The following is a 12,771-nucleotide window of genomic DNA, read 5'->3' as shown; positions in this document are numbered from 1 at the left end:
TGGGACCACTTCCCGACAATTCCTCCGGCAAGAAACTGGCCGTTTTGATCATATATCCTATATGATCAAAAGGCGTTTCACGAAAAGAATCCAGGAGACATACGCATGTTCGAGGAAGTGGATTTCGCCGGAAAAAGGGTACTGATCACGGCCGGCGCCGATGGGCTGGGCATGGAAATGGCGCAGGTGTTCCACCGCGCCGGGGCGTCGGTGCTGGTGTGCGACGTCAACCGCGACCGGTTGGCCGCGCTGCCGGGTGAGTTGCCCGGCGTGCAGGCGGTGTACGCCGACGTGTCGGACGAAGACAGCGTGGCCGCGCTGTTCGCCGCCGTGCGCCAGACGCTGGGCGGGCTGGACATCCTGATCAACAACGCCGGCGTGGCCGGCCCCACGGGCTTTGTCGAAACCCTGTCCAAGGCCGATTGGGATCGCACCCTGGCCGTCAACATCACGGGTCAATTCCTGTGCGCCCGCCAGGCCATCCCGCTGCTCAAGGAATCGCGGGCGGGCGTGATGATCAATCTGTCGTCGGCCGCGGGGCACCTGGGGTTCGCCGGGCGTTCGGTGTATTCGGCGTCCAAGTGGGCGGTCATCGGCTTCACCAAGTCGTTGGCCATTGAACTGGGCGGCCACGGCATCCGCGTCAACGCGATCCTGCCGGGCGCTGTCGAAGGGCCGCGCATCCGCGCCGTCATCGCCGCCAAGGCCAAGACGCTGGACAAGCCGGTGGACGAGATCGCGGCGCTGTACGAAAACCAGGCTGCCCTGGGCCGCATGGTCACGGCGCGCGATATCGCCAACATGGTGCTGTTCAATGCCAGCGAGGCGGCCCGCAGCGTGACGGGCCAGGCCATCGTGGTGGACGGCTTCACGCAGAAGCTCTACTGATGGCGGCCACCACCGACCCGCGCGACGGGGCAGATCGTCGCGGTACCGACCCTGAGTTTGCTGGCCGCCGCTGCGCGGCCATCATCGGCACCGGACTCATCGGCCAGGGCTGGGCCATCGTGTTCGCCCGCAAAGGCTGGGACGTGCGCCTGTACGACGTCAATGCGGCCATGCTGGGCGAGGCCAGCGCCCTGATCCGCCGCCAGCTGGACCAGCTGCAGGCGCACGGGCTGCTGCAGGACGCCGCGGCGGCCGCTGCGCGCATCCACGTCGCCGACAGCCTGCAGGATGCGCTCAAGGGCGCGAGCTACATCCAGGAAAACTCGCCCGAGACGCGCGAGATCAAGCGCAGCCTGTTCCCCTTGCTGGATGCGGCGGCCGAACCCGACGCCATCATTGGCAGTTCCACATCCAGCATCCCGGCCAGCGAATTCACCGAGGACCTGCCTGGGCGCCACCGCTGCCTGGTGTCGCATCCGGTCAACCCGCCTTACCTGATTCCGGTGGTGGAACTGTGCCCGGCGCCCTGGACCAGCGCGGACACGATGGCGCGCGCCCGCGACATCATGCGGGACATCGGCCAAAAGCCCGTGTCGATGACGCGCGAGATCGAAGGCTTCATCCTGAACCGCCTGCAAGGCGCCTTGCTGCACGAGGCCTTCCGGCTGGCGGCGGCCGGCATCGCCAGCGCCGAGGACATCGACGCCACCGTGAAAGACGGCCTGGGCCTGCGCTGGTCGTTCATGGGGCCGTTCGAAACCATTGACTTGAATGCCCCCGGCGGCATCGCCGATTACTGCGGCCGCTATGGCGGCCTGTACCAATCCATCGGTGCCACCCAGGCCGAAAGCGTGGCCTGGGAGGGCGCGCTGGTCGATGCCCTGTCGGCCGAGCGGCGGCGCCTGCTGCCCGATGAAGACCTGACGGCGCGCCGCTATTGGCGCGACGAGCAATTGATGCGCCTGATGCGCCACAAACAAAGCAACGGAGACGAAATTGGCTAAACCCAAACAGAAAGTCGTGATCACCTGCGCCGTCACGGGCGCCATCCACACGCCCAGCATGTCGCCGCACCTGCCGGTCACTGCCGACGAAATCGCCGAAGCCGCGATCGGCGCGGCGCGCGCGGGCGCGGCGGTGCTGCACCTGCACGCCCGGGACCCCGAAACCGGCAAGCCGTCGCAAGACCCGGAGTTGTTCAAGCCTTTCCTTGAGCGCATCAAGGCCGAGACCGACGCCATCATCAACATCACCACCGGTGGCAGCCCGCACATGACAGTGCAGGAACGCATGCGCCCGGCCACCACCTTCAAGCCCGAGCTGGCGTCGCTGAACATGGGGTCGATGAATTTCGGCCTGTTCCCGATGCTGGGCCGCTTCCAGGACTTCAAGCACGACTGGGAACGCGAGCATCTCGAAAACAGCCGTTCGCTGATCTTTCGCAACACGTATCAGGACATCGAATCGATTCTTGAGCTGGGCAACGCCAACGGCACCCGCTTCGAATTCGAGTGCTACGACATCAGCCATCTTTACAACCTGGCGCACTTCGTGGACCGCGGCCTGGTCAAGTCGCCGCCGTTCATCCAGTCGGTGTTCGGCATCCTGGGCGGCATCGGGCCGCACCCCGAAGACCTGATGCACATGAAGCGCACGGCCGACCGCCTGTTCGGCAATGAATACGAGTGGTCGATCCTGGGCGCCGGCCGCAACCAGATGCCGTTGGCGACCATCGGCGCGGCCATGGGGTCGAACGTGCGGGTGGGGCTGGAAGATTCGCTGTGGATCGGGCCGGGCCAGCTGGCCGAGTCGAACCGGGTGCAGGTCGAGCGCATCCGCACCATCCTGGAGGCGCTGAATCTGGAAGTGGCCACGCCGGAGGAAACCCGCGCCAAGCTGGGGCTCAAGGGCGGTGACAACGTGGCGTTCTGAGGCGGGAGGGAAGGCCCCCACGCCGCGCGCTATGCGCTAGCTGCCCCCCAAGGGGGCGCCCCCGCCTTGGGGCGGCCCGGCGGCGGAAGGGAAGGCCCCCACGCCGCGCGCTATGCGCTAGCTGCCCCCAAGGGGGCGCCCCCGCCTTGGGGCGGCCCGGCGGCGGAAGGGAAGGCCCCCACGCCGCGCGCTATGCGCTAGCTGCCCCCCAAGGGGGCGCCCCCCGCCTTGGGGCGGTCCGGCGGCGGAAGGGTAGGCCCCCACGCCGCGCGCTACGCGCTAGCTGCCCCCAAGGGGGCGCCCCCGCCTTGGGGCGGCCCGGCGGCGGGGGTGTTCTTATCGGCAGCTTTTCACGCGTGGCGGCGCAATGCGTCTGCGAGAGTCTTGATGTCCAGCGTGCGATCGAAATTGGCGGCGTGGCGGGCCTTCAGGGTCAGGTCGGCCGCCAGCGTGAGTTCGGCGTCGGTCGGACTGGCGGCGCCCAGCGCGTGCAGCGTAGTGGGCAGGCCCACCTGGTCGTACCACTGGGTCAGCGTGGCCAGCATGCCGTCCTGGCGGTCTTCCAGGTCCAGCTGCACCAGCAGGCCCACGGCCACTTGCAGGCCGTGCAGCGCGGTGGCCACGCCCGTGATCTTGGGCAGGCCGCGCGTAAGCGCGTGGGCGATGGACAGGCCGCCGCTTTCGAAACCCAGGCCGCTCATCAGGATCATGGCTTCCACCACGCGCTCGAACGCGGGCGTGGGCGCGCCGCTGCCGGCGACGGCCAGCGCGTCGGGGCCATCGGCCAGCAGCGTGCGCAGGCAGCCGTCGGCGATCAACTGGGCCGACAGCAGCGGGGCGCCGTCATACATGTTCCTGCCGCCGTTGCGGGCGCATTGCTCGGCTTCGAACTTCTTGGAAATGGCATCGCCCAGGCCGGCGCGAAAGAAGTGCGCGGGGGCGGTGGCGATGATGGCGGTGTCCACCAGCACGATGGTGGGGTTGAACAGCATGTGCTCGACCGCCAGGAGGTTGTGATGGGCGTCGTACAGCACGTAGTTCTTGCTGGTGGGCGCGTCGTTCGAGGCCACCGTGGGCACGGTGACCAGGTGGCAGTGCGCGGCCTTGGCCACGGCCTTGCCGGCGTCCAGCGACTTGCCGCCGCCCACCGCGATGACCATGTCGATGCCCGCGGCCGCGGCCTGGGCGCGCAGCGCCGCGATGGCCTCGGGCGTCAGGTCGCCTTCCACCAGCAGCGGCGTCAGCGTCACGTGGCGCGCCGCGCACAGTGCTTCGATTCTTGGGCCCAGCACGCCATGGACGTAGCGGTCGATGACCAGGGCGGCATGGCGGCCGAACAGGGCGGCGTAGTCGCCCAGGGTGTCCAGTGCGCCCGCTCCCTGGATATAACGGCCGGGAGCGCCAAAAATCTTCAGCATGGGATCTTCCTATTTGCGGGGCCCGGGCGGGCGGTAGTCGAGTTCTTTTTCGCGTTCGACCAGCCAGTCGATCATGATTTTTCCGCCCCAGACCAGGTCGGCCTGGATGGCCTTGGCGGCCGCTTCCGAATCGCGGGCTTCCAGCGCGTCGATCACGGCTTCGTGGCGGTGCTCGTTTTCGGAGTAGTCCAGCCCGGCCGTCTTCACATGGAACACCTTGAGGATGGGGCCGGTGATGACCCAGAACGATTCCACGGTGTTGCGCAGGATGGGCTTGTTGCTGGCTTCGAGGATGGCGAAGTGGAACTTGCGGTTCAGGTAGCTGGCGCGCTTGGGATCGGTCGACGTGCAGGAGATGAAGTCCTTCTGCAGGGCGATCAGGTTGTCCAGCTGCTTGCGGGTGATGTTCTTGGCGGCTTCGGCCGCGCCCATGCCTTCCAGGTGGAAGCGGATCTGCTGGATTTCGCGCAGCTTTTCGGAATTGACGTAGGGCACGTACACCGCGGTGGCGGCCTGCATTTCCAGGCCCTGTTCGCTGATGAGGCGGAAGATGGCCTCGCGCACGGGCGTGATCGAGACGCCCATTTCCTGGGCCAGCTCGCCAATGATCAGACGCTCTCCGGGTTCGTACTGCCCATTGATGAGGGCATTGCGGATTTCGTTGTAGACCTTGACGGAGAGGTTCTCTTTCTTTACCGGTTTAAGGCTGGGCATGACGGTTGGGGCTTGCGGGTTCGAGGGAATGGGCCGGGGCCGGAAAACAGCGCCCGGCTGAATTCTAGCCCGGCCTAGCCAATTCGAGCGCGATGGGTATATTATATATCATATATTCTAACGACGTAAGGGAACGTCATGCGCCAGGACCGGGGAGCCCCAACCGAAGGGGAAATCCGCATGCTGCGGGAAAAGGCCCGCTACATACGGCTGGAGACAATCAGGCTGATCGAAATCGCCAAGGTCGGGCACTACAGCTCGGTCTTCTCGTGCGCCGAGATCTTTGCCGCGCTGTACTACGACGTGATGCGGCTGCGCCCGGGCGAGGCCGCCTGGCCGGACCGCGACCGCTTTCTGATGGGCAAGGGCCACGCGGCGGTGGGCTTGTTTCCCGTGCTGGCCGACCACGGCTTCATTGCCCGCGAACTGCTCGACGGCTATACCCGCCTGGGCAGCCCGCTGGGCGACCACCCCGACATGACCAAGGTGCCGGGCGTGGATTTCAGTTCGGGGTCCATCGGCCACGCGCTGTCCAACGGCGCCGGCATGGCGGTGGGCGGGCGCATGAACGGGCGCGATTACAACGTCTTCGTGATGCTGGGTGATGGCGAGATGCAGGAAGGGCAGGTCTGGGAAGCCGCGCTGTTCGCCGCCCACCAGCGGCTGTCGCGCCTGGTTGCCATCGTCGACCGCAACGGCTATCAGCTCGATGGCAAGGTCGATGACGTGATCGGCGTGGAATCGCTGAAAGACAAGTGGCAGGCCTTTGGCTGGGAGGTGCACGAGGTGGACGGCCATGACCTGTCGGCCCTGACCACGCTGCTGCGCCGCCTGCGCGCCGACGAGACGCGCGACAAGCCGGCCTGCGTCATCGCCAAGACCATCAAGGGCAAGGGCGTGGGCTACATGGAAACCGAACCCGGCTGGCATCTGGGCTACCTGGCGCCCCAAGACGCGCAGGCCGCCATCGACGAAATCATGACCCGCGAGATCTGAATGGCACAGGCACAGATAACTTCCCCCGATTCCTGGCAGTACCGCGCGCTGAATGCGGTGAACCCCGGGCTGTCGTATCTTTCCGACGCGCTGATCGACCTGGCGCAGGCCGGGCACCCGGTGGTGGCCGGCTCGGCCGACCTGCAGTATTCCAATGGCCTGAACCGCTTTGCGTCGGCCTATCCCGACCGCTACGTGCAGTTCGGCATTTCCGAGCAGAACATGGTGTCGGCGGCGGCCGGGTTGGCCACGACCGGACTGATGCCCTTCGTGGCCACGTTCGCCTCGTTCCTGGGCCTGCTGTGTTGCGAGCAGATCCGCATGGACGTGGCCTATACCCGGCTGCCCGTGCGCCTGATCGGCCACCACACGGGCATCAGCCTGGGGTTCTACGGCACCTCGCACCACGCCACCGAAGACATTTCCACCATGCGCGCCATTGCCGGCCTGACGGTGGTGTCGCCGGCCGACGGCCCGCAACTGGCCGCCGCCATCAAGGCGTCGGTGGACTGGCCCGAGCCGATCTACTTCCGCATCGGCCGGGGCCGCGACCCGCAGGTGTACGAAGACGGCACGCCGTTCACGTTCGGCCGCGCCATCACCCATAGCACCGGCACCGACCTGAACATCATCGCCTGCGGCATCACGCTGCATGCGGCGCTGGAGGCCGCCGCGCGGCTGCGCGAAGACGGCCTGTCGGTCGGCGTGATCGACATGCCCACCGTGAAGCCGCTGGACCGCGAGGCCGTGCTGGCCGCCGCCGGCCAGGCGCGCGCGCTCTTGACGGTGGAAGAACACAACGTGATGGGCGGGCTGGGGTCGGCAGTGGCCGAAGTGCTGGCGGACGCCGGCACCGGCACGCGGCTGCGGCGCCATGGCATCTACGATGAATACAGCCTGATCGCCCCGCCCACCACCCTGTATGCCCATTACCAGCTGGACGGCGCCGGCATCGAGGCCGTAGCGCGTGAATGCATCCAGCGCTAGGGCATTGAGATAAAGACATGGAGACAGCAATGAAGGAAATCAGCGGCAATACGCGCTTGTTCGGCATCCTGGCCGACCCGATCTACCACGTGAAGACGCCGCAGCGCATGAACGAGCACTTCGCGCGCATCGGCTTTGACGGCGTGTGCGTGCCGTTCCATGCGCGGCCCGACAACCTGGCCGAGGTGGTGGCGGGCCTGCGCCGCCTGGAAAATCTGGGCGGCCTGATCGTCACCATGCCGCACAAGGCGGCGATTCTGGCGCTGGCCGACGAGGCCACCCCGGTGGCGCGCAAGATCGGCGCGGCCAACGTGGTGCGGCGCGAGGCCGACGGCCGCCTGGTGGCCCATATGCTGGACGGCGAAGGCTTCGTGCGCGGCCTGCGCACGGCGGGCGTGTCGCCCGAGGGCAAGAGCGCCTACCTGGCCGGCGCCGGCGGCGCGGCCAACGCCATCGGCTTTGCGCTGGTGCAGGCGGGCGTGTCGCGCCTGACCATCGCCAACCGCACGCCGGCCAAGGCCGAAGACCTGAAGGCCCGCATCCTGTCGCTGCATCCGCAGGCCCGCATCGATGTCGGCACGGCCGACCCGTCGGGCCACGACCTGGTGGTCAACGGCACGTCGCTGGGCATGAAGGAAGACGACGCGCTGCCGCTGGATGTACAGCGCCTGACGCCGGACCAGTTGGTGTGCGAGGTCATCATGCAGCCCAAGGACACCCCGCTGCTGCGGGCCGCGCAGGCGCGCGGCTGCAACGTGCACTATGGCGCGCCGATGCTGGCCGGGCAGATCGAGCTGATGGCGGAAATGATGGGCGTGGCGCCCGCCGCCCAAGCCTGACCCCGCGGAACCTGACGATGGGCGATTACGACTTCATTATTGCGGGCGGCGGCACCGCCGGCTGCATCCTGGCCAACCGGCTGTCGGCCGACGGCCGCCACCGGGTGCTGATGCTGGAAGCGGGCCATGAAGCCCGCAGCATGTGGATCGGCATTCCGGCGGGCTTTTCCAAGCTGCTGGTCAACCCGGACTACAACTGGCGCTTTGCCACCGAACCCGAAGACAACGTCCAGGGCCGCACCATCGCCGTGCCGCGCGGCAAGGGCGTGGGCGGTTCGACGCTGATCAACGGCATGATCTACGTGCGCGGCCAGCCGGCCGACTACGACGGCTGGGAAGCCGCGGGCGCCACCGGCTGGGGCTACGGCCAGGCCGAACGGGTATTTCGCAAGATCGAACATTACGAACCCGGCGACGCTACCCGGGGCAAGAACGGGCCGATGCATCTGGAAGAAGTGGCCGAGCGCTTTCCGGTGTCCGACGCGTTCTTGCGCGCCGCCCAGGAAGACGGCCTGCCGCTGAACCCGGACTACAACGGCGGCAAGCAGGACGGCGTGGGCTATTACCAGGTGCTGCAGCACCGCGGCCGCCGCTGGAGCGTGGTGGACGGCTACCTGAAACCCGCCGCCGGGCGCAAGAACCTGACGGTGGAATGCGGCGCGCACGTGACCCGGCTGCTGTTCGAGGGCCAGCGCTGCGTAGGCGTGGCCTACCGCCAGAATGGCCGCGAATTCACCGTGCGGGCCCGCCGCGAGACGCTGGTGTGCCTGGGGGCGGTGCAGTCGCCGCAACTGCTGGAATTGTCCGGCATCGGCAACCCGGCGCTGTTGCAGTCGTTTGGCATCCCGCTGGTGCATGCGCAGCCGCAGGTGGGCGAAAACTACATCGACCACTTCGCCACGCGCATGAACTGGCGGGTCAAGAATACGGTGACGCTGAACGAGATGTCGCGCGGCTGGCGGTTGGCGCAGCAGGTGGCGCGCTACTACACGCAGCGCAAGGGCATCCTGACGCTGGGCACGGGCCTCGTGCTCGGCTTCATCAAGAGCGCGCCGGACCTGCCCGCGCCCGACGTGCAGTATTTCTTCGTGCATGCCAGCTACGCCAACGCGGCCGAGCGCATCCTGGACCGGCATCCGGGCATGACGCTGGGCGTGGCGCAGTTGCGGCCCGAATCGGTGGGCACCATCCACATCAAGTCGGCCGATCCGCTGGCGGCGCCAGCCATCCGGCCGAATTTCCTGTCGGCCCAGGTCGACCGCGACAGCCTGGTGGGCGGCATGCGGGTGGCGCGGCGCATCGTGCAGCGGCCGGCGTTGCAGCACTATGTCGAGGCCGAACTCAGCCCGGGGCCGGCGGTGGAAACCGATGCGCAATGGCTGGACTTTGCCCGCCGCAACGGCCAGACCATCTATCACCCCATCGGCACCTGCCGCATGGGGTCGGACGCCGCCGCCGTGACCGACGTGCGGCTGCGGGTCAATGGGGTGTCCGGCTTGCGGGTGGTGGATGCCTCGGTCATGCCGAAGATGGTGTCCGGCAATACCCAGGCGGCGGTGATGATGGTGGCCGAGCGCGGCGCCGAGATGATCCTGGAGGACGCCGCGGCCGCCGGTTAGCCGTGGCGGCTGCGGTGCAGCGTCAGCTTGCCTATGCGGTCCCAGTCCCAGGCGATGCCCAGGCCGGGTTCGTCCGACGGGATGGCGCGGCCGTTCTCGATGCGCATGCCGCGTTCGGTCACCATGTCCAGCTGCGGAATGTATTCCAGCCAGCGGCTGTTGGGCACGGCGCAGCACAGGGCCACGTGGATTTCCATCAGGAAGTGCGGGCACACCGGCACGTTGTAGGCCTCGGCCATGTGCGCCACCTTCAGCCAGGGCGTGATGCCGCCGATGCGGCCTACGTCCACCTGCACGATCGAGCAGGCGTCGCTTTGCAGGTAGTCCTTGAACTGCGACAGGCTGTAGAGCGATTCGCCGACAGCGATCGGCAGGGTGGTGGACTCGCTCAGGCGGCGGTGCGCCTGCACGTCGTCGGCGTGGATGGGTTCTTCGAACCAGGCCAGGTCCAGCGGTTCGAAGCAGCGGGCCCGGCGGATGGCTTCGGGCAGGGAAAAGCCCTGGTTGGCGTCCGTCATGATGTCCCAGTCCGGGCCGACGGCGGCACGCACCGCGGCCAGCCGCGCCACGTCTTCGGCCACGTGGGGCTTGCCGACCTTGAGCTTGGCGCCGCCAAAGCCGGCTTCGCGCGCCTTCAGGGCTTCTTCCACCAGCTGCGTCTCGGTCAGGTGCAGCCAGCCGCCTTCGGTGGAATACAGCGGGATATCCGCCTTGGCGCCGCCCGCCAGCTGGTGCAGCGGCAGCTTGGCGCGGCGGGCGCGCAGGTCCCACAAGGCGGTGTCGATGGCCGCCAGCGCGATGGACGTCAGCGCGCCGACGGTGGTGGCGTGGACCCGGTACATCAGGTCGCGCCAGATCTGCTCGATGTGCTCGGCGTCGCGCCCCAGCAGCAGCGGCGCCAGGTGGTCGTCCAGCAGGCGCACCACCGACGAGCCGCCGGTGCCGATGGTGTAGCTGTAGCCGGTGCCGGTGACGCCGTCGGCATCCGTGATGCGCACGATGGGGGTTTCCTGGCGCTCGAAGCTTTGCACGGCGTCGGTGCGTTTGACCTTGGGCTGCAGGTCGACCTGCAGGATATCGACGGAAACGATGCGGGCCATTCCGGGTTCTCCTGGTTGGGGGTCAGCCGCCGACCTTGGCGACTTCCTGCGGCAGGTCGACGCCGTGGAATTGCTTGTAGATGGTGTTCAGTTCGCCGTTCTTCAGGTTGGCGCGCACCCAGTCATCCAGCTTGGCCTTGAGCGCCGGTTCGTTCTTGCGCATGCCGATGGCCAGCATGTTCAGGCGCATCACGAACTTCGATTCCATCTGCTTGGCGGGCGCCTTTTCATTGATGGTGCGCAAAAGGGCGGGGGCGGTGGCGAAGATGTCGGCCTGGCCGCTGACCACGGCCGTGATCGAGGTGGCGTCGTCGTCAAAGCGGATGATCTGCGCGTCCTTGGGGGCGATCTTGGTCAGCTCGGTGTCGTTGGTGGTGCCGCGGGTGGAAATGACCTTCTTGTTGGACAGGTCGGCCGCGCTGGTCAGCGTCATGCTCTTGGGGGCGCCCACCACGGCCAGGATGGCGGCGTAGGGCACCGAGAAGTCGATGACCTTCTGGCGTTCGGGCGTGACGGACATGCTGGAGATGACGATGTCGGCCTTGTTCGTCTGCAGGAAGGGCACACGGTTGGCACCCGTGGTGGGCACGATTTCCAGTTCCACGCCCAGGCCCTTGGCCAAGAGGCGTGCGGTTTCCACGTCGGACCCGGTGGAATTGAGCGCGGCGTCTTTCATGCCGTAAGGCGGTACGCCCAGGTCGATGGCCACGCGCAGCTTCTTGGCCTTCATGATGTCGTCGAGCTGGTCGGCGTGGGCGGCGCCGGTGGCGGCCAGCGCGCCGGTCAGCGCCAGGCCGATGAAGGCGGCGCGCAGGCGCGGCGGGAATACGGGCTTGTTCATGCAGGTGTCTCCAGTGTCTTGGTGTTGTGGTTATTGCTGCGAGAGGGCGGCGGCGTTACAGGCCGCTGCCCAGGAACTGCCGCAGTTCCGGCGTGGCGGGGGCCGACAGCATGCTGGACGGCCCCTGTTCCCAGACCTGCCCCTGGTGCATGAAGATGACCTTGTCGGCCACTTCGCGCGCAAACGCCATCTCGTGCGTGACCAGGATCATGGTCATGCCGTCGGCGGCCAGGTTTTCCATCACCTTCAGCACTTCACCGGTCAGTTCCGGGTCCAGTGCCGAGGTCACTTCGTCGAACAGCATCACCTTGGGCTGCATCGCCAGCGACCGGGCGATGGCCACGCGCTGCTGCTGCCCGCCCGACAACTGCTCGGGATAGGCGTCGGCCTTGTCAGCCAGGCCGACGTGTTCCAGCGCCTGCATCGCCTGCTCGCGTGCCTGGGCGGGTTTCACGCCCTTGACCGAGCGCGGCGCCAGCGTGATGTTCTGCAAGGCCGTCATGTGCGGGAACAGGTTGTAGCTCTGGAACACGATGCCCACGTCCTTGCGCAGCGCCCGCAGATCCAGCTTGTCGCTGTCGTGCAGCGCATGGCCGCAGACGTGGATGGTGCCGCCGTCGGTGGTTTCCAGGCGGTCCATGCAGCGCAGCGCGGTGCTCTTGCCCGAGCCGCTCTTGCCGATGATGGCCGCGACCTCGCCGCGGTTGACGGAAAACGACACGCCGCGCAGCACGTGGGTGCCGCCAAAGCGTTTGTGGACCTGGTCCAGTTCAACGACGGGTTGCATTCAGTCTCCTTTCCAAAGAACGGCTCCAGCGCGACAGCGGGTAGCACATGAGGAAGTACAGGACGGCCGCGCAGCCGAAATACACGAAGGGCTGGAAGGTCGAGTTGTTCAGGATCTTGGCGTTGTAGGCCAGCTCGGCGTAGCCGATCACCAGCGAGGCGATCGAGGTGTTCTTGATGATCTGCACCAGAAAGCCGACGGTGGGCGGGGTGGCGATGCGCAGGGCCTGCGGCAGCACCACCTTGGCCATGCGCTGCAGCCGCGACAGCCCCAGGCATTCGGCCGCTTCCCATTGGTTCTTCGGCACGGCCTGGATGCAGCCGCGCCAGATTTCGCCCAGGAAGGCGCTGGCGTACACGGACATGGCCAGCGCGGCGGCGGCCAGCGCCGACAGTTCGCCCAGGCCGAACAGGCTGGGCCCGAAAAAGCACAGGCCCATCAACACCAATAGAGGCGTGCCCTGGATGACCTGGATGTAGCCGGCGGCCGCCAGGCGCAGCGGCTTGCGCGGCGCCACCCGGGCCAGCGCCAGCAGCAGGCCGGCCGCGCCGCCGCCCACGAAGGTCCAGGCCGACAGCTTGATGGTGCCCCAGGCGCCCTGCAGCAGGTACAGGGCATGTTCGTCGGGAATGAAGAAAGCCATGGCGCGG

At 67.3% G+C, this 12,771-nt stretch carries 13 protein-coding genes; 7 read left to right on the top strand and 6 right to left on the bottom strand.

The features are described 5' to 3' along the window. The first annotated feature begins 105 nt into the window (after positions 1–105). Genes HV798_RS19330 through kce form a run of 3 tightly spaced genes read left to right on the top strand, consistent with a single transcriptional unit; the run spans position 106 to position 2,820 of the window. The gene (locus tag HV798_RS19330; protein WP_175193100.1) at positions 106–888 is read left to right on the top strand and encodes an SDR family oxidoreductase; all 783 of its coding nucleotides are present in this window, start codon (positions 106–108) and stop codon (positions 886–888) included. Further along, the gene (locus HV798_RS19325) at positions 888–1,892 is read left to right on the top strand and encodes a 3-hydroxyacyl-CoA dehydrogenase (protein ID WP_175193101.1); all 1,005 of its coding nucleotides are present in this window, start codon (positions 888–890) and stop codon (positions 1,890–1,892) included. The genes HV798_RS19330 and HV798_RS19325 overlap by 1 nt, the downstream gene beginning before the upstream one ends. Next, a complete protein-coding gene (gene kce, locus HV798_RS19320; RefSeq protein WP_175193102.1) occupies positions 1,885–2,820 on the top strand; it encodes a 3,5-dioxohexanoate:acetyl-CoA acetone transferase in 936 nt (311 codons plus the stop codon). Before HV798_RS19325 ends, kce begins: the two co-directional genes overlap by 8 nt. A gap of 350 nt (positions 2,821–3,170) precedes the next feature. Here the strand turns inward: kce and HV798_RS19315 are convergent, their stop codons facing one another. Further along, a complete protein-coding gene (locus HV798_RS19315; protein WP_175193103.1) occupies positions 3,171–4,238 on the bottom strand; it encodes a glycerol dehydrogenase in 1,068 nt (355 codons plus the stop codon). A 9-nt stretch (positions 4,239–4,247) separates the two neighbouring features. Then, complete coding sequence (locus HV798_RS19310; protein ID WP_025140555.1) at positions 4,248–4,952, bottom strand: GntR family transcriptional regulator; 705 nt, start codon at positions 4,950–4,952, stop codon at positions 4,248–4,250. 180 nt (positions 4,953–5,132) lie between these two features. Here HV798_RS19310 and HV798_RS19305 point away from each other — a divergent pair, with 180 nt between their 5' ends. Genes HV798_RS19305 through HV798_RS19290 form a run of 4 tightly spaced genes read left to right on the top strand, consistent with a single transcriptional unit; the run spans position 5,133 to position 9,393 of the window. Continuing rightward, positions 5,133–5,948, top strand: a complete 816-nt coding sequence (locus HV798_RS19305; RefSeq protein WP_246288949.1) for a transketolase — start codon at positions 5,133–5,135, stop codon at positions 5,946–5,948. Next, on the top strand, positions 5,949–6,935 hold the full coding sequence (locus tag HV798_RS19300) for a transketolase family protein (RefSeq protein WP_175193105.1): 987 nt from the start codon (positions 5,949–5,951) through the stop codon (positions 6,933–6,935). Between the two features lie 29 nt (positions 6,936–6,964). Next, a complete protein-coding gene (locus HV798_RS19295; protein ID WP_025140558.1) occupies positions 6,965–7,774 on the top strand; it encodes a shikimate dehydrogenase family protein in 810 nt (269 codons plus the stop codon). A 17-nt stretch (positions 7,775–7,791) separates the two neighbouring features. Next, positions 7,792–9,393: a GMC family oxidoreductase gene (locus tag HV798_RS19290; RefSeq protein ID WP_175216488.1), complete on the top strand. Its 1,602-nt coding sequence runs from the start codon at positions 7,792–7,794 to the stop codon at positions 9,391–9,393. Here HV798_RS19290 and HV798_RS19285 read toward each other — a convergent pair. The 4 genes from HV798_RS19285 to HV798_RS19270 are packed head-to-tail and all read right to left on the bottom strand — an operon-like array spanning position 9,390 to position 12,764. Next, positions 9,390–10,493, bottom strand: coding sequence for a mandelate racemase/muconate lactonizing enzyme family protein (locus HV798_RS19285; protein WP_175193107.1), 1,104 nt, complete (start codon positions 10,491–10,493; stop codon positions 9,390–9,392). The two genes, HV798_RS19290 and HV798_RS19285, sit on opposite strands and share 4 nt — an antisense overlap. Before the next feature lie 22 nt (positions 10,494–10,515). Continuing rightward, positions 10,516–11,334, bottom strand: coding sequence for a transporter substrate-binding domain-containing protein (locus HV798_RS19280; protein ID WP_175193108.1), 819 nt, complete (start codon positions 11,332–11,334; stop codon positions 10,516–10,518). Between the two features lie 55 nt (positions 11,335–11,389). Then, a complete protein-coding gene (locus HV798_RS19275) occupies positions 11,390–12,121 on the bottom strand; it encodes an amino acid ABC transporter ATP-binding protein (RefSeq protein WP_025140562.1) in 732 nt (243 codons plus the stop codon). Beyond that, positions 12,105–12,764 (bottom strand): amino acid ABC transporter permease, encoded by a 660-nt coding sequence (locus HV798_RS19270; RefSeq protein ID WP_029954430.1) that lies wholly within the window; start codon positions 12,762–12,764, stop codon positions 12,105–12,107. Before HV798_RS19270 ends, HV798_RS19275 begins: the two co-directional genes overlap by 17 nt. Positions 12,765–12,771: the final 7 nt, after the last annotated feature.

Origin of the sequence: Achromobacter deleyi (genome assembly GCF_902859705.1) — a bacterium.
Taxonomy (GTDB): domain Bacteria; phylum Pseudomonadota; class Gammaproteobacteria; order Burkholderiales; family Burkholderiaceae_B; genus Achromobacter; species Achromobacter deleyi.
This window is presented reverse-complemented; position numbering and strand designations above follow the sequence as displayed.